Source organism: Desulfurococcaceae archaeon (assembly GCA_038845865.1).
In the GTDB taxonomy this organism is placed as follows: Archaea; Thermoproteota; Thermoprotei_A; order Sulfolobales; family Desulfurococcaceae; genus UBA285.
Map to the genome: position 1 here is coordinate 456,887 of JAWBQJ010000001.1, position 22,180 is coordinate 479,066.

General features: G+C 50.0%; 31 protein-coding genes and 1 tRNA gene. 2 read left to right on the forward strand and 30 right to left on the reverse strand.

What is annotated here, in order from left to right; all coding sequences use genetic code 11:
- The first annotated feature begins 37 nt into the window (after nt 1-37).
- Nucleotides 38-712, forward strand: coding sequence for a UMP kinase (gene pyrH / locus QXU03_02415; GenBank protein MEM2170593.1), 675 nt, complete (start codon nt 38-40; stop codon nt 710-712).
- A 219-nt stretch (nt 713-931) separates the two neighbouring features.
- Here pyrH and QXU03_02420 read toward each other — a convergent pair whose 3' ends face one another.
- From QXU03_02420 to QXU03_02480, 13 genes are all read right to left on the reverse strand, one after another.
- Nucleotides 932-1,657, reverse strand: a complete 726-nt coding sequence (locus QXU03_02420) for a TrmH family RNA methyltransferase (protein ID MEM2170594.1) — start codon at nt 1,655-1,657, stop codon at nt 932-934.
- Nucleotides 1,654-2,250 (reverse strand): methyltransferase, encoded by a 597-nt coding sequence (locus tag QXU03_02425; GenBank protein ID MEM2170595.1) that lies wholly within the window; start codon nt 2,248-2,250, stop codon nt 1,654-1,656. Before QXU03_02425 ends, QXU03_02420 begins: the two co-directional genes overlap by 4 nt.
- Entirely contained in the window at nt 2,251-3,084 is an 834-nt protein-coding gene (rsmA, locus tag QXU03_02430) for a 16S rRNA (adenine(1518)-N(6)/adenine(1519)-N(6))-dimethyltransferase RsmA (GenBank protein ID MEM2170596.1), read from the reverse strand.
- Nucleotides 3,068-3,703, reverse strand: coding sequence for a DUF655 domain-containing protein (locus tag QXU03_02435; protein ID MEM2170597.1), 636 nt, complete (start codon nt 3,701-3,703; stop codon nt 3,068-3,070). Before QXU03_02435 ends, rsmA begins: the two co-directional genes overlap by 17 nt.
- Before the next feature lie 42 nt (nt 3,704-3,745).
- Complete coding sequence (locus QXU03_02440; GenBank protein MEM2170598.1) at nt 3,746-4,069, reverse strand: RNA polymerase Rpb4; 324 nt, start codon at nt 4,067-4,069, stop codon at nt 3,746-3,748.
- 73 nt (nt 4,070-4,142) lie between these two features.
- Nucleotides 4,143-4,487 carry a 50S ribosomal protein L21e gene (locus QXU03_02445; protein MEM2170599.1) on the reverse strand — a complete coding sequence of 115 codons (345 nt, stop codon included), beginning with the start codon at nt 4,485-4,487 and terminating at the stop codon, nt 4,143-4,145.
- Between the two features lie 68 nt (nt 4,488-4,555).
- The gene (locus tag QXU03_02450; protein ID MEM2170600.1) at nt 4,556-5,890 is read right to left on the reverse strand and encodes a tRNA pseudouridine(54/55) synthase Pus10; all 1,335 of its coding nucleotides are present in this window, start codon (nt 5,888-5,890) and stop codon (nt 4,556-4,558) included.
- Between the two features lie 27 nt (nt 5,891-5,917).
- The gene (locus tag QXU03_02455; GenBank protein MEM2170601.1) at nt 5,918-7,264 is read right to left on the reverse strand and encodes a signal recognition particle protein Srp54; all 1,347 of its coding nucleotides are present in this window, start codon (nt 7,262-7,264) and stop codon (nt 5,918-5,920) included.
- A 116-nt stretch (nt 7,265-7,380) separates the two neighbouring features.
- A tRNA-Leu gene (locus QXU03_02460) sits at nt 7,381-7,465 on the reverse strand.
- A 136-nt stretch (nt 7,466-7,601) separates the two neighbouring features.
- Entirely contained in the window at nt 7,602-8,060 is a 459-nt protein-coding gene (locus tag QXU03_02465; protein MEM2170602.1) for an Rpp14/Pop5 family protein, read from the reverse strand.
- Nucleotides 8,060-8,653 (reverse strand): hypothetical protein, encoded by a 594-nt coding sequence (locus QXU03_02470; GenBank protein ID MEM2170603.1) that lies wholly within the window; start codon nt 8,651-8,653, stop codon nt 8,060-8,062. Before QXU03_02470 ends, QXU03_02465 begins: the two co-directional genes overlap by 1 nt.
- A 46-nt stretch (nt 8,654-8,699) precedes the next feature.
- Nucleotides 8,700-9,182 (reverse strand): RNA-binding domain-containing protein, encoded by a 483-nt coding sequence (locus QXU03_02475; protein ID MEM2170604.1) that lies wholly within the window; start codon nt 9,180-9,182, stop codon nt 8,700-8,702.
- Complete coding sequence (locus QXU03_02480; protein ID MEM2170605.1) at nt 9,143-9,811, reverse strand: 50S ribosomal protein L15e; 669 nt, start codon at nt 9,809-9,811, stop codon at nt 9,143-9,145. The genes QXU03_02475 and QXU03_02480 overlap by 40 nt, the downstream gene beginning before the upstream one ends.
- A 64-nt stretch (nt 9,812-9,875) precedes the next feature.
- Here QXU03_02480 and QXU03_02485 point away from each other — a divergent pair, with 64 nt between their 5' ends.
- Nucleotides 9,876-11,105: a redox-regulated ATPase YchF gene (locus QXU03_02485; protein ID MEM2170606.1), complete on the forward strand. Its 1,230-nt coding sequence runs from the start codon at nt 9,876-9,878 to the stop codon at nt 11,103-11,105.
- Here QXU03_02485 and QXU03_02490 read toward each other — a convergent pair.
- From QXU03_02490 to QXU03_02570, 17 genes are all read right to left on the reverse strand, one after another.
- Nucleotides 11,098-11,499 carry a DUF2095 family protein gene (locus QXU03_02490; GenBank protein MEM2170607.1) on the reverse strand — a complete coding sequence of 134 codons (402 nt, stop codon included), beginning with the start codon at nt 11,497-11,499 and terminating at the stop codon, nt 11,098-11,100. The genes QXU03_02485 and QXU03_02490 overlap by 8 nt on opposite strands.
- 16 nt (nt 11,500-11,515) lie before the next feature.
- Nucleotides 11,516-12,754 carry a sugar phosphate nucleotidyltransferase gene (locus QXU03_02495; protein ID MEM2170608.1) on the reverse strand — a complete coding sequence of 413 codons (1,239 nt, stop codon included), beginning with the start codon at nt 12,752-12,754 and terminating at the stop codon, nt 11,516-11,518.
- 128 nt (nt 12,755-12,882) lie between these two features.
- The gene (locus QXU03_02500; protein MEM2170609.1) at nt 12,883-13,527 is read right to left on the reverse strand and encodes a 30S ribosomal protein S3ae; all 645 of its coding nucleotides are present in this window, start codon (nt 13,525-13,527) and stop codon (nt 12,883-12,885) included.
- A 56-nt stretch (nt 13,528-13,583) separates the two neighbouring features.
- Entirely contained in the window at nt 13,584-13,889 is a 306-nt protein-coding gene (locus QXU03_02505; GenBank protein MEM2170610.1) for a KEOPS complex subunit Pcc1, read from the reverse strand.
- Nucleotides 13,874-15,010 (reverse strand): hypothetical protein, encoded by a 1,137-nt coding sequence (locus QXU03_02510; protein ID MEM2170611.1) that lies wholly within the window; start codon nt 15,008-15,010, stop codon nt 13,874-13,876. Before QXU03_02510 ends, QXU03_02505 begins: the two co-directional genes overlap by 16 nt.
- A 44-nt stretch (nt 15,011-15,054) precedes the next feature.
- Nucleotides 15,055-15,543 (reverse strand): 30S ribosomal protein S15, encoded by a 489-nt coding sequence (locus tag QXU03_02515; protein MEM2170612.1) that lies wholly within the window; start codon nt 15,541-15,543, stop codon nt 15,055-15,057.
- Nucleotides 15,544-15,583: 40 nt separating this feature from the next.
- Complete coding sequence (locus QXU03_02520) at nt 15,584-16,159, reverse strand: XTP/dITP diphosphatase (GenBank protein MEM2170613.1); 576 nt, start codon at nt 16,157-16,159, stop codon at nt 15,584-15,586.
- Entirely contained in the window at nt 16,152-16,835 is a 684-nt protein-coding gene (locus QXU03_02525; GenBank protein ID MEM2170614.1) for a Kae1-associated kinase Bud32, read from the reverse strand. The genes QXU03_02520 and QXU03_02525 overlap by 8 nt, the downstream gene beginning before the upstream one ends.
- Entirely contained in the window at nt 16,823-17,866 is a 1,044-nt protein-coding gene (gene kae1, locus QXU03_02530; GenBank protein MEM2170615.1) for a KEOPS complex N(6)-L-threonylcarbamoyladenine synthase Kae1, read from the reverse strand. Before kae1 ends, QXU03_02525 begins: the two co-directional genes overlap by 13 nt.
- A gap of 60 nt (nt 17,867-17,926) precedes the next feature.
- Entirely contained in the window at nt 17,927-18,088 is a 162-nt protein-coding gene (locus tag QXU03_02535) for a 30S ribosomal protein S27ae (GenBank protein ID MEM2170616.1), read from the reverse strand.
- A 17-nt stretch (nt 18,089-18,105) separates the two neighbouring features.
- Nucleotides 18,106-18,438 carry a 30S ribosomal protein S24e gene (locus tag QXU03_02540; protein MEM2170617.1) on the reverse strand — a complete coding sequence of 111 codons (333 nt, stop codon included), beginning with the start codon at nt 18,436-18,438 and terminating at the stop codon, nt 18,106-18,108.
- Nucleotides 18,410-18,955 (reverse strand): DUF359 domain-containing protein, encoded by a 546-nt coding sequence (locus tag QXU03_02545; GenBank protein ID MEM2170618.1) that lies wholly within the window; start codon nt 18,953-18,955, stop codon nt 18,410-18,412. Before QXU03_02545 ends, QXU03_02540 begins: the two co-directional genes overlap by 29 nt.
- The gene (gene spt4 / locus QXU03_02550) at nt 18,939-19,151 is read right to left on the reverse strand and encodes a transcription elongation factor subunit Spt4 (protein MEM2170619.1); all 213 of its coding nucleotides are present in this window, start codon (nt 19,149-19,151) and stop codon (nt 18,939-18,941) included. Before spt4 ends, QXU03_02545 begins: the two co-directional genes overlap by 17 nt.
- An 8-nt stretch (nt 19,152-19,159) precedes the next feature.
- Nucleotides 19,160-19,720, reverse strand: coding sequence for a DNA-directed RNA polymerase (locus tag QXU03_02555; protein ID MEM2170620.1), 561 nt, complete (start codon nt 19,718-19,720; stop codon nt 19,160-19,162).
- A 49-nt stretch (nt 19,721-19,769) separates the two neighbouring features.
- On the reverse strand, nt 19,770-20,195 hold the full coding sequence (locus QXU03_02560; protein ID MEM2170621.1) for a 30S processome protein Utp24: 426 nt from the start codon (nt 20,193-20,195) through the stop codon (nt 19,770-19,772).
- Nucleotides 20,176-21,435, reverse strand: coding sequence for a translation initiation factor IF-2 subunit gamma (locus QXU03_02565; protein ID MEM2170622.1), 1,260 nt, complete (start codon nt 21,433-21,435; stop codon nt 20,176-20,178). The genes QXU03_02560 and QXU03_02565 overlap by 20 nt, the downstream gene beginning before the upstream one ends.
- 20 nt (nt 21,436-21,455) lie before the next feature.
- Nucleotides 21,456-22,106 carry a 30S ribosomal protein S6e gene (locus QXU03_02570; protein MEM2170623.1) on the reverse strand — a complete coding sequence of 217 codons (651 nt, stop codon included), beginning with the start codon at nt 22,104-22,106 and terminating at the stop codon, nt 21,456-21,458.
- Between the last annotated feature and the right edge of the window lie 74 nt (nt 22,107-22,180).

Here is a 22,180-nt window from a genome sequence, read left to right on the forward strand (position 1 = left end):
TCAAATAGCCTCTAGTCGAGGCCGGAGGTGTATTTACTTGAATTACCTGGTTTTGAAGATTACCGGTAGGGCGTTTAACGCGGATCCACACCTCTTGAGGAGGTACGTTAACGTGGTGAAGAGCTTGCTAGACGCGCGCAAGCTTGTAGTCGTCACGGGCGGTGGAGCGTATGCACGCAAATACATAGAAGTCGCGAGGGATGTAGGCGTGGAATCAAATTACTGGCTCGACTTGATAGGCATACTTGCCTCGAGGCTTAATAGCCTCCTACTGATCTCCGCGCTGAGCAACCACGCCTATCCACATCCGCCGGAAAGCATCGAAGAAGCGGTCAAGGCGGTGGGATGCTACAAGTTAGTGGTAATGGGGGGCTTAATACCCGGCCAGTCGACGGCATCCGTGCTACTGCAAGTAGCCGAGGCCCTTGGCGTCAAGAAGGTCTACTACTACTCCGCCGTGGGCAGGGTCTACGATAGGGACCCCGCGAGGTACCCCGGTGCGAGGCCCCTATCCGTGATCACGGCCAGCGAGCTCAAGTCAATACTCGAGCAGAGGACCCTTCCGGGCGAGTACGCCTTAATAGATGCAAATGCGCTGGAGATATCGGTGAGAAGTGGTATTGAAATACAGCTCCTAGATTACAGAGAACCCGAACAGATATACAATGCGCTGGAAGGGGAAAACCCGGGGACAATCGTTATCCCGAGATGAGGGGTGGGGCTGGGATGGCGCCAATACGTATAAGACCCGTTAAGGATTTGGTGCTGGACTAGTCACTAGCATGCTTAGCTGTGCCCGTTTACGTTCCATAGAGGTTTCTCCAAATACCTGCTAATACGTGCCTTCTCGCAGAACTGGTACCTGGAACAGGTATAGGGGTTTCTAAGTCGCACCTACTACATGAATTGCTAACGAGCGCGGTTAGAAGTATCAAGGAGACCTGAATCCTGGCCCTCTAAGTTTACGTAGCACTCTACGAGCCCAATAAAGCAGTACGCGGGCTTCATAAACTGATGGTACCGACCTGAGCAGCAATCGCCTCCACACGAGTTCGCACCGCTTCCTCCTATCCTCCAAGGGTGCAACGAGCGCGGTTATTCCGTTAATAGTGTCAAGGACTTTTTCCAGCTCCTCTCTAGTAGCCCTTGGAGGAATGTTCACGGGCCTCGCCCCAACCCGTTTCCACAGCTCCCATAGGAATATGGCAACCGCCTGGCTTACATTTAGAACGGGGTATTCAGGGCTAGCTGGGATTGTTACGAGGAAATCCGCTTTTGAGAGCTCCTCCCTAGTTAGCCCAGTACTTTCCCTACCAAACACTATGGCGACCTTCCTCGCCCTCGGGATCACCCTGTCCACGAAGTCCTCTAGCGATATCGCCTGTCTTAGGGCATCGCCCTCTGAATACCCAATTGCACTGGTAGCCGCTACCAGGTCTACACCTTCAAAGGCTTTTTCAAGTCTATCCACGATCACGCTTCGAGATAGGAGGTCGCTCCCGCGCGCGGAGTACTTCAACGCCTCCTCCAGGCTGGCCACGGGGCTCACCAAGTACAGTTCCTTTACATTGAAGTTCATGCACGTCCTCGCGATGATCCCCAAGTTGACCGCCCCTTCAATCCCTACAAGCACGATCCTGACCTCGATCTCCTTCACAGCTTAACACACTCCACCGCGTATATTGTCTCGTAAAAGAAGTGTTTTCTTTCTACGTAATTAACTTTGAAGCCATGAAGTCCGAGGACCCCCTCTATGATCTCCGGCTTTGAGAGAGACGAGTATGCTAGGTACAGCCTTCCACCGCGCTTTAACACTTTACTCGCGAAATCTACGAAGTACACCGCTGTTTCATAGCCCCCGGGACCCCCTTCTGTGGCCACGTCTACATTGTGATGATCGTGTACCGGCAGGTATGGGGGGTTCGCAAAACAAATATCGATAGTGGCTTCCCCTATTACGGGGGCGTCTGAGAGCACAACTATTGAGCGGTGATGAACGCCGTTGATCTCGGTGTTCATCTTCGTTGATTCTACAGCATCCTCCATCACATCCAAGAATACTACCCGTTCGCAGGTACCGTTTAGGAGAGCATATATTCCAAGTATCCCTGACCCGGCACCGATATCTAAGCACAGCTTTCCCTGGAAGGCCCCCCTCTCGATTACTCCGAGAAGAAGCCACGTGTCGTCGCTAGGCCTGTAAACGTCTCCTACGTACTCTAATCTGGGCAATCTAGTGCTGCCCCTCAACTACAATACACCCCTCTCCGCGAGGGTGCGCGAGAGCTCAAACCACAGTTCGGGGTCGATCGTAGAGACCCGCTTACCGGCTATTCTGTACTTCAAGTGCCCCAGCTCCTCGGCCCTGACGCCGAGGGCCTCTGCGAGGATCTTTTCCACTAACCTCCTACGCTGGGAGAAGAAAATCCGTGTCAACTTCTCCAACGCGCCTACTTCGCTTGTGTAATTACTTCTCCTGGTTAGTACGACTACTTGATGATACACCTGGGGGCGCGGGTAAAAGCTACGAGGCGGGTAAGTCCCGCCCTTCTCGACCCTGAATAGTGTACCCACGAGAACAGTCAGCCTACCATAGCTTTTTGAACCCGGTCGCGCCAAGAGCCTCTCGGCTACTTCCTTTTGAACAGTTAACACGGCCTTCGTCACGCTGTTTTCTTTCGATATCTTCACCAGTATGTCTGAGGTTACATGGTACGGTAAGTTGGAAACAACCGTTCTCTGCGCGTAGGGTAGTTCTCGCGCGTCTCCGTTCACGATTACAAAGCGATGTTCGTCTACTACCTCTTCAGCCACCTCGCAAAGCCTGTGATCGAGCTCGATGCAGAGAAGGGTATGTGCCTTCTCGAGTATGGCTTTAGACAATGTCCCGATACCGCACCCCACCTCTAAAACCCGCTCTCCAGGGTCTACGTGGGATAGGATCTCTCGTATTAGTGACGGGTCTACTACGAAGTTCTGACTTAGCCTTTTACGGGGCTTTATACCGTGTTCGCGGAGGACCCTTATAGTCCATGCGAGTAAACTCCGGCCGTCAACCTCTGCCGGGTTAAAATGATTCACCATAAAGTCTCTCCAAGTATCCGAGGTACAGCCCCTCCCTATTTTTGGGCTTAACGAAGAGGTAGTACTTCTCGCCGCCCGCCAGCTCCCTCACCATCCTCTCTACGAGGATGTTTACGGGATCGATGCCTACACGCTTCTTCAGGTCGTTAAAGCCTGTAAACCTTGACTGCCTACGTGCATCTAGTATGGCGTTCATCGTTTTCTTACCTATATCGGGAAGTAGCTCTAACGAGTGTAATCTTATGTTTATAGGTTCTGCTATGTTAAAGAACTCTACAAACACCTTTTCGTTTTCAGCAATTATCCTCCTAACGGCTTCGCGTAGGTTTGCCCTTGCAACAGAGGTTAGCTCGCCATACGCTATGTGAATTATCCTCTTGAGTTTGCTCGGATAGCTTAAATCCACCTTTTCGAGTATTTCTACCTTTATACCGATGAGGGGCGTCGCTTCCAGTAGAGAGAAGTATTTTGTGCCCAAGCACTGCACGTACGGCTGATTCCTGTGCTCGTAGTGTACGTCAGAAGGGTTGCCCATTTCGAGGTAATCAAGTATGTACGCGGAAGGCTCATACCTAGAACTCGGTACGTGTTTTGACCTATGTGGTGGGTACCTATACAAAACTAAAACCCTCGGAACTATATGGTTAGAAGCCCTTATGTCTTACTCCGTGCAGTATTCTTTGAGCAGGTTAGCAATCCTATCTAGTTGCTCTGCTTCAAGAACTTTCTCCTCGAGAACAAGGAGAGGCCTTATCTCGTCGTGGGATTGAGGACAAATATTCATTAACATAACAATGGTTTCTTCCTTTAAATTGAGGGAACTCAGCTTTTCACGTAGCTCCTCCGCCTTCTCCGGCGGGATCTTCACGAACTTGTACAGGTACTCTATAACGCGCTGAACCAGTAGGGGGACAGTACCGGTTTTGCTCCGTTCCCTCTCGCTGTATTCCTTCAGGTACTTTAATGCCTCACTATTCGAAATCAAACGTACCTCGTATACTTTAACTTTTAGAGGAGTGGTCAAAAGATCACCATTCACTTTTTTAGGGGAAAACTATTTACTGGGTTTGCGTGTTTGTATTGGGAGCTTTAACCGGTGTTGTTTGAAGGGATGCAGGCCTAAGGTGCTCGGGCCTTATGAACAGCACTTTCTCCTTGCCACCTAGTGAAACTTTAACAACGTAGCACCTGCCCCGTTTACCTACAATCTCGCCGGTCTTTCCGTGAAACCTTCTGTGAGGCATGCCCTTATGTATGGATGGGTTTGCCACTATATGGACTCTGTCCCCCACACTGTACTGGACCATTAAGAGGCTTAAACTGGGTATTGCTCCCCGCTCCCTCACCCTTTTCCTCAACAAGCACCGCGTTCCATGCCGATAACCCCTAGGTGCCTTGACCAATCACTATCACCATTCCAAAAGCAAACCAGATTCCAGCACTTGAAGTAGTATAGAAGAGCCTTTTATTTTTATTCCTCCACGTAGATAACATCCAGCTCTATTGGAATAAGAGCCTTTCCGAGAATGCCCGCGAAACACGGTGTAGTTCTCCCGTCGTCACAATGTACGAGCTCCTTCACGTAGAGTCCACCTTCGCAGAGTACCAGCGCCTCGAAGACCTTGTCGGAGACCTGCAGTGTTTTCACAGTATAGACCTTTCTCGCACGGACCCTGTCTTTCTTACACCTGAGTATCCTTAGAGGCGTCCTCTGGCGCACTTCCCGGTTCTCGAAGAATTCCTCGAGCCTCTTCAACTCGCTTACTTCAATGCCTTCTTGGGAGTAGATAACCACCCTATACGTCTTCCTCTTACGCTTGGAGTGCTCCTTAATCAGCGTAACCAGCCCTCTAGAAGCAGTAGAGGTTATTCGTAGCTCTACCGGTACGTTTAACGATCTGAGCTCCCCTTCAACGAGCAGCCTTAACGCATCCACGTCTACGCCTCTTCTCCTAGGTGACTTCACCTCCACGATCACTGGACGCCCGCTCCCGACCATCCGGGTGTCCACATCTTCGCGCCCTGCCGCGTGGATGACGACTTCTTCTGCTTCAAAGATCTTCTTGAACACCCTTTCAACGGCTTCTTGAACACTTAGCGGATACTTTTTCACGCCTGTCTCCGTATACCAGGGTATATGCGAAATCCTCCTACCCAGCTTCCGGTAGCGCCCGGCGTAAAATAGTGGGTTGGATTGAACAGATATTTCGTAGTTGAATGTTGAGTCTAAGTTTACGATCAAGACCACTTCGGGGCTTGAAAACTGGGGGGTCGCATTACATAGCGCCATCACGGCCTTCCCCACCTCTCTCTTGATCTCCCGCTTAATGGACTCCGAGCTTTCTACGCCATGCTTTATGATCAACTCCAGCTCCTTGCCTAGAACCTCGTTACTAATGGTGACTCCTATGAGGAATTTTGATGCTCCATACTCCTTCAACTTCACGCATACATCGCCGGCAATCCTCTCTACTAGCTCCCTCCCTAGCTTCCCTCCGCAGAGGTAGCAACTGTCAACTGCCACGTCCTCGCTGAACAGCTTTCTGTACATTGACGCAATGCCGTCTCCCGCGTGAGCGGCAAGTACCTTTAAGCTATCCCTGTCGGCCACGCCTTTAGCGTAGTCGTTGTGGAGCTTCATCGCTAGTAGGGTCTTTACCATTAACCCCCTTTCGTAGTTACCTAATCCGACACCGTGCCTTGCGAATAGCCTCCCCAAACAACTATTACATAGAGGATATTCCTTGAGTATTTTCTCCGCCTTTTCGAGCAGCCTTACGACCAGTACCGCGAAGTTTTCCTGCATAGTGCACACTCCGCAGAGAAGGCCCCGTCATACCTCCAGGTCCAGGCCTTCTACCGCTTCTGGGATCTTTATGCCCAGTTTCTTTAAGACGTCTTTTCTCCTTATGGTCTTGAGGATCTTCTTGACTGCCTCGTACTGTTTAAGTAGCTCCTTAACGTCTTCGGTACTCACTCCCGCCCCGTAAGCTATTCTCTTAATCCTCGACCTATCCACGATCTCGGGGTTATCCAGTTCTTCGTAAGTCATGGAGTTTATTATTGCGATCCACTTATTGAGCTTTTTCTCGAGCTCCTTGGAGTCTACTTCAAGTGGCAGTTTAAGCTCGAATCCTGGAATCATTTGTAGCAGCTTTTTGAGAGGCCCCAGCCTCCTCAAGTTGATTAGCTGCTTGTATATCAGCCTCATGTTTATCCTGCCCTCGAAGAGCTGCTTAACGTCTTCTTCCGTGAATTCCAACCGGGCTCTCCTCACGGACTCCACGAGGCTTTCCACGTCACCTAGTCCGAGCATTCTCGAAATAAATCTCGAAGGCCTGAACACCTCGAGGTCCTCAACCCCCTCCCCAATTCCAACAAACTTTACCGAGGCCCCGGTAGCAATAACGGCGGAGAGCGCTCCACCACCTTTTGCCGTGCCATCAAGCTTCGAAATCACTATCGAGCCTATGGGTGTTGCCTCGTGGAACTTCTTGGCTATGGTGTATGCCTGCTGGCCTGTTGAGGCGTCTATCACTAGCATTATCTCGTCGGGTTTTACGGCCTCGTAGATCTCTTTCATCTCTTCGAGAAGCGATTCTTCCTTGTGGTGCCTTCCAGCCGTATCTATAATGGCTACGTCAAAGCCCCGTTGAACGAAGTACTCAACACCTCTCTTCGCTATGCTGACAGCGTCTTTTTCTCCGGGCTCGCCGTATACTGGTACGCCTATTTGGTCCCCCAGCTGCTTTAACTGATCGTAAGCAGCCGGCCTGTAGGTATCAGCTGCTATGAGCCCTACCTTGTATCCTTCTAGCTTGTAGAAGTATGCTATTTTCGCCGCAGTAGTTGTCTTACCACTACCCTGCAAGCCTACTAGGAGCATGACCCAGGGCTTTTTAGACGGCCTTACCGGAGGCTTCTTGTCGCCTCCCAGGAGCTTTAGTAGCTCCTCGTACACTATGGTGATGAACCAGTTCTTCCTGGAAATACCTGGCGGGGGCTTCTCGCCAATTGCTCTTTGTCTAATTCTACTCGCAATTTCCGAGACGAGCTTTAAGTTTACGTCTGATTTTATCAGCTCCTTTTGCAGGTCTTTTATAAACTCGTTCACAGCATCCTCGTACTTATCCTGCCGTAGAAACTTCCTCAAAGCATCCTTTACTCCATCAAACACCAATTACCATACCCCACAAGCACCAGTATCGTGTCCTCAAATACATGAACCCGCTATTATGTCTTTAGCCGGCGCGCTTCGATCGTAGCATTATCCCAGTGCAAGGAGGACTAGAGTAATGCGGGGGGTGGGATTCGAACCCACGCAGGCCTACGCCAGCGGATCTTAAGTCCGCCCCCTTTGACCTGGCTCGGGCACCCCCGCACCACTATAATTCAATTTAATTATGGGCTTTAAAAGTAATCAGCTCGTCGCGAATTAATCACTGTTCATTCTGGAGCGGCATCATCATCTAGTTTATAGTTAGTATAGACCACTTATTAAGGGGTTACCTCGAAAGCTACACTTTTGCTCTGTCAATGTATTCTCGCGCTTTTTTGAGCGTGCCCGTCGTTCTTATTGGTATTACGATGCACTTTCTCCCCTCGATGTTCTTTACAAGGCCCATCGCGGCGACTACATAGTCCACATACGTGTGTAAAACCCTCACAACGCCGCGCCCTACCTTCTCATCGAAAAGCACCACGTGGGGAGAGGCCTTGTGAAGCGTGCCTTGCCCATAGTACTCGGTGATTTTTTCTTTGATGGACTTCTCGACTTCGACTTGCGAAACACTGCCTTCGCACAGGGTCGTAAACACGATGTATCGCTTTCTAGGCTTCTTGGAGGTCGTAGTCTTAGCTTCGAGCATGCTTTTAACCGCCTTGTAGTACCTGGCGGTCTTCCTTAGCAACACGATCAAGGCGATGCTCATGGCGATTGATAGTACAAGCAATATTAAGGTGACGTATTCAAGCATCATTGTACCCCTTTACTAGACAGGATCTGCCTGGGAACGTCGGTCAGCGATAGTAACGCTGTCTTTTCCGGTATGTCATATTGCGTTGACAGGAGCTTAATTAGCGATATAGGTGGGACAAGGTCAACCCATTCCCTTGCAGACGAGCCCACAACAAATGCAATATTGCTTCTAACAAACATGTTTAACCTCCTGTAGAGCATGCCCCGCAACTCGCTACTGGTGTAAAGGAGGTGTGGTAGGTGAACTTCAAGGGCCTTCGCGTAGTACTTCATCACGCTTGCCTGCCTTTTATCGAAGATCTTCATGTTTTCCGGGGTCATTAGTATGCTGTCCACTCTACTGTCGTGTGCAGCCCACCTGGCAGTTTCTACCGTGACCGGGTACACAGTTACAAACACCTTTTTGTAATTGACATCCCGCAACGCGCTTCTCAGGTCCGAGAGCCTTTCAGCCGTAATTATTGCCTTTTCAAAGACCCTGACGTAGAAGCCTTTAGGGGTATCGGCGTGCACTTCACTACACGCTAAGGTAAAGTAGCCGAGTCTTAACGCAACTTCCAGTAACCGCGAATCACACCGCTGAACGTGCACGTCAACGAATATCCTTGTAAGCAGAATTACACCTCCATTGCCCTGCCTAGGCTATTAAACCAGTGTTCCTAAAGAAGTTTAGGGCGTCAGAGCGTTTTTTAGCGCTTTTCAGGTGAAAAACAACCTTTACTACGTCATCTGAGTCGGTTATTCTGAGACGCCCTAAAAGTAAATCCTGCTTAGAGAACCTCACCACAAATCTCCCTGTTTTGGGGTCGTATCTAAGATCGAACGTAGATTTCAACACAGCCTTCTCAAGTGGACCTAGAGATACTGCGAGGTGTTTCGTGATCAGTTCAGCGTACCGCTCATCCGAGATTCTAGCAGTAATGATGCTTATTGGATTGCCGTAGTATCCCTCCTTCTCCACGCGGTTTATTCTAATAAGCTTCCTGAGCTCCTGTGGAAAGACGTTTCTTACCGATTCCTCGACACGAAAACAGTCTTCCGTTGCATGGCAGAAAGCCGCTACTTCAATATGCGAGATTTCTACTCCTCGCCTTCTCTTAGTTTCTCTACTGCTTGCCATGGTTCACGAGCTCCCCTACTAGCTTCGTGCCGTTTCTTTAGTTCACGTTCCTTCTGCTTCCTTTTCCACTTGTAGTATACTGTCCCGCGCAAGCCTCTACTCCTCCTCAATCCCCTAACCTTCTTACCCGCGCTAGTGAGCCCCCTGAAGGCCCTTCCTCTATGTTGTGGTTCGCAGATCCACTTGATGTCAGGGTCACTACATATAGCTGGATGATTCCTGTCAACTAAGATTACTTCATACCACTTGTACTTGCCGTCCTCCCCAACGTAGTAGCTGTTTAGAACTTCTAGGTTACGGTATTTTCTTGCAGCCCTTTCCTCGGCGATAAGCCTCAAGCTTTTCGCTGGGGCGTACCCGTATACCCCCATTCTCTTAGGTCTTCTACCGCTCCGCGGTCTCGGCCTTCTCTGCCCTCCTTTTCTTACCCTTACTCTAACAACTACGAATCCCACTTTTGCCTTGTAGCCCAGAGCCTTCGCCCTGTCTAGGCGCGTTGGTTTATCTACTCTTAGCACTGTTGGTTGCCTCCTCCACTCTATGAGCCGCCTCGCTAGTAGCTCTCTGAGCTCGCCCCTGTATATCCTATGCCACGTTTCAGCAATGTAGTGGTACATGCCCTTAGCCATCCGTAATCACCACGCCAGGTGTACTTAAATTACTAAGAGGGTTTTTATAAAGTGGGCCACTAAGATGCCTCCCCCGGAGAAGCTAATCGGCATAGTCGGTAAGACTAACGTGGGCAAGTCAACACTATTTGCGGCCATGACAATGATCCCGGTGAAAATAGCTGATCATCCGTTTACCACAATAGAACCTAATGTAGGGGTAGCCTACGCGAGGAAAAAGTGCATTCACGTCGAGCTAGGCCTTGCAAAGTGCAATCCGAGAAGCGGCTTCTGTCAGCGGGGATTCAGGTTCATACCGGTCAAGGTGGTTGACGTAGCGGGGCTCATCCCGGGAGCTAGTAAGGGGAGGGGACTGGGTAACAGGTTTATGGATGACTTGAGGCAGGCAGATATGCTCATACATGTGGTAGACGCGTCTGGCTCCACGGATCCCGAGGGCAATAGGTGTAAGCCAGGTACCCACGACCCCGTAGAAGACGCGGTGCTGATTCTCTCGGAAATCAATGAGTGGTTTAAGAGCGTTGTTTTGAGGATATGGAGTAGTAAGATATCGAGAGCTATTATAACGGCGCAGAACCCCGTAGAACTCATATACCAGAATCTCTCTGGCATAAGCGTTAGGAGGAAGCACGTAGTAGACGCAATTAAACTTGCAGAGCTAGAGAGTAAGCCTCCTAGGAACTGGTCTCAATCAGATGTAGAGGAGTTTGCAGTGAAGCTCAGGGAGGTATCAAAACCCATCATAATTGCGGCCAATAAGGCAGACTACCCAGAAGCCGTTGATAACGTTAAAAGGCTTGTGAAGGCGTTCGGCGAGGATAACGTCGTGCCCGTGAGCGCGCTTGCAGAACTAATTCTTAGAAAAGCCTACGGGTCGGGAATTATCGACTACTTGCCAGGAGACCCTGAGTTCAAGTTTAAAGTACCCAGAGAGGCTGTTCCGGCCGATCATGCCAAAGTGCTTGATCTGATTCAGCGCAACGTGTTGAAAACGTACGGGTCAACGGGAGTCCAAGAGCTGCTCAGGAAAGCCGTATTTAATAAGCTCGGGTTAATAGCCGTCTACCCCGTGGAGGACGAAAACAAATACACCGACCACCACGGCAATATCCTTCCAGATGCATACCTAGTCGAACGCGGCACCACCGCGAGGGAGCTCGCATATATGGTTCACACGGAGCTTGGTGAAAGCTTTATTTACGCGATCGACGCGAAGCGGGGAAGACGCGTAGGAGAGTCGTACATCCTCGAAGACGATGATGTAGTAAAGATCGTGGCCGCGAGGGCTAGGTAGACTCCTCGAGTACCTCTTCACCCTCAGTTTCTCTAGCCGGCTTAGTCTCCCGCGTTCTTGCCACGCCCCAGTAGCGCATGGCCTGTTTGTAGTAATAGTCGTCCTCTTTCCTCCCACCGAAGGCATCTATACCCCCCTCTCTAAGCTTGGCTCTGAGCCTTTCAGCCTCCTCGAAAGACAGCTCGTTGCGCTTCACGAGGTAGTCTATGACCTCGAAGGCTTCTTCAACCGTCCGGCACCTTCTAATATAGTCAACAGCCGTCGGGATGTAACCTCTCCATGGGTCGAGGATGCTGACCCTCAAGGCCAGCTTCACGGCTTTCCCTCCGAACACCTCGTCTGCTAACCTAGGGTAGCGCCTCTTGAACTCCTCTACGTTGTACTCTGGGCACATCTTCTTCACTCATCTTTTAATGTGGGCTTCGGGGGTATATAACGTTGCTCGGTACATCTCTGTAAACAACGGTTCCAGGTAGAATCCAGCTACCAGAACCTATCTTTACGCCAGGCATTACCGATACGTTTACGCCCGTTTTCACGTTAGCACCTATGATTGCGCCTAGCTTCCTTCTACCTGTATCCACGAGAACGCCCTTCACGCTCATCTTAACGGTCTTTTCGTCGAACCGGAGATTGGCCAGCACTGTTCCGGCACCCAGGTTTACGTCCTCGCATATGACGCTATCACCAATGTATGATAGGTGGTGAGAGTGCACGTTTTCGAATAAAACGCTTTCTTTTACTTCTACCGAGAAGCCTATTTTCGAGTTATCACATATAACACTCCACGGCCTTATGTAGGCATTTGGGCCGATCTCGGCTTTTCTTCCAATGTATACGGGACCTTCAATAGTGGTGTAAGGGTAAATTGTCGAGTCCTCATCTATGAAAACCCTGCCCACCACGCGGACGGGCTCGATAATTCTGCCTTTAAGGGAGGTTTCTATTCCCCTGAGCGCGATTTTGTTTGCTTCAATGATGTGCCACGGTTTACCGACATCGATCCACTCCGTGCTAGATAGCAACACCGTTATGGGCTTCCGCGACGCTATTCTGTTAACTATATCCGTTAACTCTATCTCGCCGCGTGGACTTGGAGTTAGGTTAGCGTTTTCAAGTATGTCGCTCGTATTAAGCTTGTATATACCGGCGTTAACTATGTCGGTTTCCGGGGCTTCGGGTTTTTCAACGACTTTCTCCAGGAAAGACCCTTTCATATAGAGTATCCCGTATTCCCTTGGGTTACTAGACTTGACTCCTACAATGACGTTGCCGTTTCTCGAAGCCACCTCTGGCACGGTGTTCCAGTCGCTCAAGAAAATGTCTGAGTACACAACTAGAACATCCTCACCGTGCCCGACGGCTTCACTCGCCTTTATGACTGCATCGCCGGTGCCCCTGGGCTCTCCCTGATCGATCAGCTTGACCCTGCTACCTAGTAGTCCCCGGGCTTCAAGGTACCTGCCAATGTAATCTTTCATGTAGCTTACAACAACGTAGATCGTTTCCACGCCACTACGGAGTAGCGCTTTTAGATGCCACTCCAAGAGGGGCTTACAAAGAACCGGGATCATGGATTTAGGCCTAGTTTCCGTGACAGGCCTTAAGCGAGTGCCCTCACCCGCTGCGAGGAGTATTGCCTTTGTCAAGCCCCTCTCACACTCTTCAACAACTACTAACTGGCATTCCCTATTTAAAACCGAGAAGAGGGGAGACCAGTCTACGGGTGCGCGGGTTAACGCGATTACGCTACACGTAAAAGTGAAAACGAGGTCGCTTATGAAGGGGTCGCGCGCTTAAGCTGTATGGGTGAAACTACGACGGCGGGTCTAGGTCCTTCAGGTGTCGGTATCATCAATAACTTGGTCTTGTACACCTCGACTCTCCTAACAGGGTATACCTTTCTAGCTCGCTCGGCTATGTCGTTCGAGATCGAACCTTTCAAGACTTCTTGAATAAGCTCTGATAGCGTGAGTTCGGCTGCCTTCTGTAAAATGTAGTCCCCTACAACCCTTCTGATCGCCCTCTTCTGGCTCGTTTTACACCTATAACTCGTTAAAGACACTATTGTTATTCTAAGTACGTAGCCGTCTCTCGTCTGAACGTCGAAAATGCCCTGCACCTTACTACTTTTCCTTCTGACCAGGCTCTTCATGTAGTCTCTCGCTAGCTCGTGTCCCTTAAACCTCGTGTAAGCCCTATCGCCTTCGACTTTAACGATCTGGAAGTACAACTTGACGTGTACCTGTGTAATGTCACCGGTAAGGTCGTAAAGAGTGGTCTCCATTACCCTTCCAATAAGCTTATCGGGATCGTCCGATGGTATGGTACCCAGGCTAATGCCTCCGAAGATTTCCGGTGCTACCACCTCGTACCATCTCTTCGCCTTCCACTTATCTTTTATTACGGGTCTCGTGGACAAGCTTTTTAAGCACCTCGCGTCCTCTACTGAAAACCCCTTTAAATCTTAAAGGCTTATTAAGCGTTTCCACCAACACGCTTCTCTCTCATCGCGAGCTCGAATGCTTTACCTAGGGTTTTTACGATCGCGAGAACCTCGTTGACGGTAGACCGGGCTCTCTTCAAAGACCTCTCTGTACCCCCTTTCACCTTTATTTTAATTCTGTAAATGCACTCGCCTGTAGATGTCCATTCCATCGCCTCCTCTATTTTCATGTCTGATGGGGCCCTAACGTTATCCGGTTCCAGCGCCTTCCTTATCGCAGTTACAAGTTCACACTTTTCCGAGGAGACCTGTATGGCTACTTCTACTTCGCCGGGCATAACTGGTCGTCTCTACACGTAGCGTAAGCTTCTTCGGGTTTAACGCCTACCCTTAAGAGCTCCCTGAGAACGGTCACCTGCTCTCCTTCAAATAACAGCTTTACGGGCTTGCTCCTAGGTAATGCGTTAATGTACGATAATGTGTCTACCACGATATCGGGGCGCTTGATCGTTTCATCGCCGCTAACGGGTTCACCGGTTTTTGCCCTATCTATTTGATGCGCGAGGTAGGCCGCAACCCTATCAACGTAAACCTCGTATACGTGTATTATTTGTGAGAAGAAGCTTTTTTCAAGGGAGCTAAGAGCTATGTCTACGGGGCATAGCCTGCACAAGCTTTCGTAGACAACAAAACCACCTATTAACTCGTGTGCCTCGATCTCGCCCGCGCTTTCGAGTTCTGGTAATGAAATGTAGAAGTCCCCGAGTAGCTTAAAAGCCAACTGAGGGTCCTTCGCCCCCTCTGTGAGCACTTTTATGAGGGAAAGAATGTAGTCTTTACTTTCATCCGCGCGGAGCTCTTTTTGCTTCACGCTGAAGGGGTCCGATACCTTGAAGACATCTGCAACCAGCTTCTGTGCCTTATCGATGTTGCCCGTTACCCCGGGTATGAACGGCATGAACGTCCTGGCCATTACCTGTACGAGGCTTTTTCTCTTTGCGCCCCAAAACCTTAACCCGGTAACTTCGTATAGTACCTTTTCGCTTGCAAGCTCCTTTGCGAAGGTATTTTCGATTCCCCTAAACGCCCCCGACCTGAAATCGTAGAGTCCCCTGTAGAGGCCTGCCAGCACCGCTAGCAGTTTATCCCACTTGTCAACTCCCACGAGCTTGTCCAACATGGATACTACTGTCGCGGTTATCGAGCTATTTTCAGCGGCTGTTAGTTGCAAGTGGTTTTGCCTATTTACTGGAGATATGCTGACAACTATTGCGGGATCTGTAGGGTAGTCCACTAGGAGCTTCGTATCTAGTGAGAGCCTGACGTCAAGGCCGTGGTCTACGAATTTCCTTAGTAGAAGGCCCGCGGCTAGTAGTGAATCAGGCGACGTGTCCGGTATAACTACGAAGCTCTTATAAGCCTCGATGAATTCTGTTAGGCTCTTTTCACCTTTACTCAAAAAACCACCCATTGTAAGAGGGTGAAGAAGCGCTCGATAAAATGCTAACTACTTGATTCCGGGAACCTGTAAATGCCTGTCGAGATGACCAGCTTGGCCGCTTCGGGGTCGTATTTCCAGTCGAGGGGGAGTTTTCCTGCGCGCTTGTAGTACTTAACAAGCCTGTGAATCTTCGACTCTATTTCTGTTAACCCCCTTTCACTGTGGTAATCTTTGGGATGCTCTTCGAGGTGTCTTCTTAGGTTCACGGCTCTTTTCATTAAGTTGAAGAGGTCTTCGGGCACTACGAGCTTTATACCGTGTTTTTCCAGGATCTCCTCGACTTTCTTACCGATTACCTGTTTAACGAGCGGTATACCGAACTGATCCCTTAGAATAATCCCTATCATTGACGGCGTGTATCCCTTCTTAGCAAGCTCTAAAACCAGTAGCTCTATGTCACTTGGACTCATGTCTAGTTTCAACCACCTTGGTGGACCGGCTCTTGCAGGCCTTGTGGAGTGCGATTGTCCCCTATCCCGTCTCTTGTTCATCATAAGCACCTAATCATCTCACTAGATTTCATTTTGTGGCTTATAAATGTACAGCATTAGCAAGAACCTTAATGAGCGATTCAAAGACCCTTCTAACGGCCTTCGCACGGTGGCTGTAGAGGTTCTTTTCACGAATGCTCATTTCCGCGAATGTCCTCGTTTCACCGCTTGGCACGAATATGGGGTCAAACCCGAAACCTCCAGACCCGCGGGGAGTGCTGGGGATGACTCCGCAGACCTCTCCGGTAGAGGTGAAAACTCCCTTGTCATGTACCAATGTAACAGCGGACTTAAAGCACGCTTTACGGTTTTCGACGCCATTTAATAACTTTAAGATCCCGTCTATCCCTATCGTTCTATAAACGTAGCTACTGTAAGGCCCAGGAAACCCGTTGAGCGCTTCTATGAAGAGGCCAGCATCTTCCACGAGTACTGGCCTATTTAGGAGGATGTGTGCCAGCATTGCGGATTTTAAAACAACATCTTCGATGTTGTCGGCTTGGAACTCGAGCTTAAAGCCCTCACACATCTCGAGTTCGACACTATACTCCTTCGCGACTTCTAGGATCTCCTCGAACTTGTGTTTATTGCTTGTTACAACGCATATCCTATTCAATGTACCTTTCCCTCATCACGGTCTTTCTCAGCTCCCTGTCCACGTAGCGCCCCCTTATACTTATTTCCCTCATTCTCTTAATCACCTCTTCGGCGTTTCCCTTGTAGCTACCACTGTAAGCTTCCAGCACGTGCTCGGTGAAGCTTTTAGCTTTCTCGGGGTCTGCGACGTAGGCGCTCCTGCTCATCAGGTGCAAATCTATGGCGTACTCCTCTATGTCAGTACTGTAGCCGGCGAGCCCGAAATCTATGACTACTACACCGTGGTCGCTCAGCAGTAGGTTTGCCAGGGTGAAGTCCCCATGGTAAATCTTCATGTTGTGCATTTGAGCGGCAAACCTGCCCACTTCCCCGGCGATAGATACCAGGGCGTTGCCGTCTAGACTGTCGAATACCTGGGATGCCCGTATACCCTTAATATATTCCATTACTATCACTCCGTTCTCGTCATCGACAAGTAGCACTGCAGGGACCCTAAGACCCGCGTTATAAAGCTCAGAGAGGACTCTAGCTTCTACTCTGGTCCTGGACTGTATGAACACCTTGTCGAAAAGCGGGTTTCTATAGGGCTTGCTTACGCGCTTTTTAACTACTGCTCTCACCCCGAAGAAGTCTACTAGGTAGATCTCCGCCTCTGCTCCCCGAGAAACGGGTACAGGCCTGGTCAAGGCAACCATGGGTATGCGTCCTCATCAAGCCTAAATCTCTGCCTTACCACAATGTTTTCAGGCGTGGTGCGCACGCCGTACAGGTACTGGAGTAGCCCCACATACGCGATCATCAGCCCGTTGTCGCCTGCTATTTCGGGAGATGTGCCATAGTACTTTACGCCATAGTAGTTCGCAACGGACTCCAGCTTCTCGCGGAGAACCTTATTGGCGGCCACGCCCCCAACGAGGAGTATGCCCTCCTTGTTCGTGAGCATTAGCGTTCTTTCAGTAACTTCGACCAGCATGTTAAATGCCGTTTCCCTTAGACTTCTACATACGTCTCCAAGCCTTCTTTTATCGGGTAAAGCGCTTTTAGCAGCGCGCAGTGCTGCTGTGAGGAGCCCCGAGAAACTTAAATCGCAGCCTTTAACCGTGTAAGGGAGTGGTAAGTACTCGCTACCCCACTCGGAGCAGACATCCACGGCGTGGTTTCCATCTATCGTGTAAGGCGGCGCTATGCCGGTTTCTCTTGCGAACGTATCTAGTAGGTTACCAAGCGGTATGTCAAGCGTTTCACCGATGACTCTATATCGGTGGGTTTTCTGAACGACGACCATCGTGTTGCCACCAGATACGTAGACGATTACCGGATCGTGGATGCCGCTCACGAGTTTGCCTATTTCAATGTGGGCTACAGCATGGTTAACCGGTATGACTGGTTTATTGAAGTATGCAGACAGGAATCGGGCTAAGCTGGCACCGACCCTTATGCAGGGTCCGAGGCCGGGTCCTACGGCTACCGCGAACGCGTCTACATCCCTGAGTTTAAGCCCGCTCCTGTTCAAGGCTTCGTTCAAGACCTTGTACGCGTTGTTAACGTGGTGTTCGAATGACTCACGGGGGTGTATACCTCCGCGTGAGGGCTTGTACTGACTGGAAACGTTAGCTAAGAACCTCACTACGTCATCGTAGTGCTCTAGTACGCCGACACCGAACGTGTGGCTCGTAGACTCTATCCCTAAAATCCTCACCGTCCCGTCTGCTCGAGGGACTAACACGTTTAAAACATGTTCTCGTTGAAAAGCCGCCATGCCTTTGCGCCGTATTCTTCGAGATGGCTATTTCACGTACTCTACGTAACTGCATTTACCGCAGTGCCAGCGGGGTACTGGCTGTTTATGAAATGCCATGAACGAGCCGCAACGAGGGCACTTTTTGTTCTTTCTCTTCACGGTCCACTTACTGTAATCAACTTCGTAGAGCTTGTGTATGTAGGGCACGTATAAGCACCTCCAAGCTACTGCAAAGACATCTTTTTAAGCGATTCCTCATCCCTCTCAACAATGTATTTTGGTTCAAATTTCCTTGCACGCTCAGCGTCATCATACACGTGGGCCTCGATCAGCGTTTCGCAGAAGCCGTATTTGGACTCAGCTTTTCTTATATAGACTAGGCTAGGATCTCTATTGTAGAGTTTAGCAATACCGGTTTTGAGTGCCCCCCTACTGGGCGTGCCTTCACCCACGTGTATAACTCTTAGAACAACCTCTAATCTCCTAATTAGTGGATTGTACCTTTCCTCGACTACTTCTGCGTCGTACCTATCTAGTATCCTCACGTGTTTGCTCATTATTTAACACCACTGGCGATGTTTCATAACTATACTGTACTATAGCTGGTTTAAGTATCTTTAAAACCTTTAAAGCCATTTCAACGCGCGACCCAACCAGGACTATGCCGGTGCCCGGCTGCCCGTAGATGATCAACCTGCACTCCCGCGACAAGAACGGTACTACCAGTAGGTCCTCCTCGCCCATGACGCATAGAGAGCCCTCTTCCATCGAGGTGATCAATGATATGCTGTTTAAACTTAGATATCCCGGTGGGTTTATAACACGCACATCGCATTCGTGGGGTTTAGTGGCGTTTGAAAGACTGACGCGTTTCGTCCTGTAATCAAGCACTCTAACCTTCGCATCGTGCCTCTGCGACACGATGTCTCCCACAGCCACGTCTACGCGGAGCTTTTTCACGACCCCTTTCTCCGGGTGCACTACTAGCACTCCTTGCGGTAAGGAGAAGTCCTGCCTAAACTGATGTGGTAGCTCGAGGGCAGGTACCCTGAGAGGTTTACTCGATTTTAACAACAAACCTACCTTTACTCTTTATTTCAACCGTCTTCGCTACCTCGGAGATCCCGGGATCTATGACTATGACCACGCCGTCCCACTCGTCTGCAAAGTCCTTTGAACCGCAGAAGGGGCATGCTTCCACTTCACGTTCTACCAGCGCCCTACAGGATCTACACGCCTTAAACGGCCTGCTTTTAGACCGGCTACTCATCTATTGCGTCACCGCTCCTGCTTTCTAAGCCACTCTAATTTGCCTAATCCAGGCTGCCTCATGGTCATGTGTATTCTTAAACCCTTACCGGGTAATATGCCCGTAACGTACACTCTCGCGCGAACCACATCACCCTTATCTACGTACCTCCTACTTTCTTCGAGTAGTAAAGAGCCGCGTGCCGTATCGAATACTACCCGTTCATCTGCCACCTGGTTTATGTGTACAAACCCGTCGAGAACACTAAGGTTTACGTAGAGTCCTGCACGAGTTACAGAGACGACGTCTCCTTCAACAACCTCCCTTTCGAAGGGTGTAAATACCAGTGCCTCGAGCGAGACTTTATGATATGACGCACCGTCTCCTGGTATTATTAGGCCCACCGGATCGACCTCGGCATTTAAAATGGCCGTCACAATGCCCATTAGAACCCGCCCATCGAGCTCCATGCTCACTAAAGCCCCTTCGTATTTTTCTTTAAGCTCCTCCAATACTGCCTCTTCTAGCGACTTGTTGAATTTGGTGGGTGGCACCCTCACGTGGTCTCTCGTCCTCATGATCGCGAACACCGCTAAGCACCTCCTCGCGATGACTGGATATTACTATAGGGAGTTAGAGTTATTTATAGTATCCCTCAACTTTAACCCTTCTTCCCTCTTCCCTGAAGTAAGCTTCCGGCACTCCGAGCTCTCGGAGTTTTCTCCTCAGTATCCGATCGTTCGTGGCGACTATTGCGCCGGTTTCCAGTGCGTATCTCACGATGGCATCGTCCACGTCCTCGCCACTTAGTAACTCGTAGTCCACTACTTCGCAGAATTTGTTGACGAGTTCGAGCGCGAAGAGTGCCTGTTTTCTCGCAGTACCGGTAACACTGTTTGCTATCTTGACGAGCTCCTCGTAGACGGGCCTTATGACCACGAACCTGGGTCTCGCCTCGAGTTCTTCTTCTATGTGGTCTAGAACGGGTACTCCACTCGCCATAAGCATGGCCATGTTCGTATCGAGGACTACTATTGGGCTTTTATCAGTAGACGTCTTGGACAATACCCCAACCCGCAAGTCTCCATCGGGCCATTACACGCCTACCGAGAGCTATTCGCGAACCCCTCCACGCGGCGACGGGCTCATCTAGTTTGATTTCAACGTAGTCCTTTCTAGTTGATTTAATGGACGCGACGCGGATAGCCGAGCCAATGGCTACGATTACCTTCTCCCCTGCTTGTAGTGGTGAGAGCTTGATTGGCTGCCCCCTAATGCCTACAACTCTTTCGAGTTCGTGGTACAATATTCCAATAGCCGTTGTGACTGGTACGTCGTTACCGGGCTTAGTGACGACTGATCCTACAAGCTGGTCGGCTTTTGTAAGTGACGGATCTAACGTAGTTCTTATAGCCACTAATCCGCTGGGTAAGGCTTCTTCTACTTGTAGATCGCCATACCTTATTTCTTCGATAACCGTCGTCACGGGCTCATATGTATAGGTTCTAGCCTTACCAGTCTCCTTCGGCGTCTTTACGCCCGGGAGTATTACTATTTCATCGCCAACCCGGAGTTTCCCTTGAAGTAGGGACCCGCCGATGACGCCTCCCTGGATCATGTTGTAGGGTGTTCCAGGCCTATTGATGTCGAAACTCCTCACAACATACATTATTGGTGGCTTGGCGGGGTCTCTTTGAGGTGCAGGCACAGTTTCCTGTATAGCCTGTAGTAGCACGTCAATATTGATCCTGTGCAACGCGCTCACCGGTATTATCGGCGCACTTTCAGCTACTGTGCCTCTAACGAAGTTGCGTATTTCCTCGTAATTTTTAAGTGCATGTTCCCTACTCACTACGTCAATTTTGTTCTGAACTATGACTACGTGGTTAACGCCGAGAACCTCTAATGCCATCAAGTGCTCTACTGTTTGGGGTTGCGGGCAAGGCTCGTTAGCCGCTATAACGAGTATAGCTCCATCCATTACCATGGCCCCGCTGAGCATGGTCGTCATGTAGGCTTCGTGCCCGGGGGCATCAACGTAGCTAACTCTTCTTAGCAGTACTGCCTCGGAGCCGCCTGGACATGTTAACTCAATCGTATAGGCATCGGGCGGCTCCACGTCCGCACAGTACGCGATATTGCCGTCAGCATAGCCAAGAAATATCGTCATGCCGCGCTCTATTTCCTTGCTGTGTCTCGCCGTCCATATTCCTGTAAGCGCCTGAACGAGCGTTGTCTTCCCATGATCGACGTGCCCCACGACGCCTACGTTGATTTCCGGCGGTCTGAATTTAGCTGTGCTCAAATGACCACCCGGCATGGTTACTACTCGTACTTGATCTTCGTATTTATTTGAACAATATCGGAGGCTATGGTGTTCCCTCTCGTAGTTTTTCTACGCCGTTCACCTTCCTCCTTCGGGTGAAACCCGGGAGGCCTTGAAACCAGTGCTCGCTTCTTCACCGGTCCCGGTATGTCCGGCCTCATGGGGAAGCCGCTGATATCGCTACCTCCCGTTATTACGAGCTTTACGTTTTTAAGCCCCAATACCTCGCCCGATACTTCGTCGCCTATCTTAAGCCCTAGAAATGAGTTCGTCCTGTCATCGTTTACTCTAATCTGCCAAGCTGGCGCTCTAAAAACCTCGCCATCCAGCTCTTGCGTCCCAGTTAAGTCTATCAACTTGGCTAGGCTAACCTTTACGGTGCCTTCCGGCACACCGTCATCAATCACCACCTTACCAACCATTTTAACCTTATCGCCTGTATCGGGCCTCCTCATTCTTACAACCACGATTCCGTGCTGTGCTTCTAGTTCTCCAAGTAGCTTCGAGTTCAACTTTATGACGGGTAGCTCGAGCTGCTCTTTCATTTTATCCGTGAACGGTATATCGGGGTCTCCTTGAACCTTCACCTTCACCGTTTTCAACTTCTTCGGGGCTTCCGGGTCGCTTATGACTATTTTGAAATCCGGCATAGGTCACGCCACCAGTTACCCGGTGGCATGTATTCCCAATTAATTAAGGCGTTTATATATTCTATTGCTGGGTG

Bases quoted from the DNA above. Each gene is read 5' to 3' on its own strand.
- rsmA (MEM2170596.1), bottom strand. From the start codon at position 3,084: ATGGTGAATCATTTTAACCCGGCAGAGGTTGACGGCCGGAGTTTACTC.
- QXU03_02450 (MEM2170600.1), bottom strand. From the start codon at position 5,890: ATGCAGGAAAACTTCGCGGTACTGGTCGTAAGGCTGCTCGAAAAGGCG.
- QXU03_02465 (MEM2170602.1), bottom strand. From the start codon at position 8,060: ATGCTTGAATACGTCACCTTAATATTGCTTGTACTATCAATCGCCATG.
- QXU03_02475 (MEM2170604.1), bottom strand. From the start codon at position 9,182: ATGGCAAGCAGTAGAGAAACTAAGAGAAGGCGAGGAGTAGAAATCTCG.
- QXU03_02480 (MEM2170605.1), bottom strand. From the start codon at position 9,811: ATGGCTAAGGGCATGTACCACTACATTGCTGAAACGTGGCATAGGATA.
- QXU03_02485 (MEM2170606.1), top strand. From the start codon at position 9,876: ATGCCTCCCCCGGAGAAGCTAATCGGCATAGTCGGTAAGACTAACGTG.
- QXU03_02490 (MEM2170607.1), bottom strand. From the start codon at position 11,499: ATGTGCCCAGAGTACAACGTAGAGGAGTTCAAGAGGCGCTACCCTAGG.
- QXU03_02505 (MEM2170610.1), bottom strand. From the start codon at position 13,889: ATGCCCGGCGAAGTAGAAGTAGCCATACAGGTCTCCTCGGAAAAGTGT.
- QXU03_02515 (MEM2170612.1), bottom strand. From the start codon at position 15,543: ATGAACAAGAGACGGGATAGGGGACAATCGCACTCCACAAGGCCTGCA.
- QXU03_02525 (MEM2170614.1), bottom strand. From the start codon at position 16,835: ATGGTTGCCTTGACCAGGCCTGTACCCGTTTCTCGGGGAGCAGAGGCG.
- QXU03_02540 (MEM2170617.1), bottom strand. From the start codon at position 18,438: ATGAGCAAACACGTGAGGATACTAGATAGGTACGACGCAGAAGTAGTC.
- spt4 (MEM2170619.1), bottom strand. From the start codon at position 19,151: ATGAGTAGCCGGTCTAAAAGCAGGCCGTTTAAGGCGTGTAGATCCTGT.
- QXU03_02570 (MEM2170623.1), bottom strand. From the start codon at position 22,106: ATGCCGGATTTCAAAATAGTCATAAGCGACCCGGAAGCCCCGAAGAAG.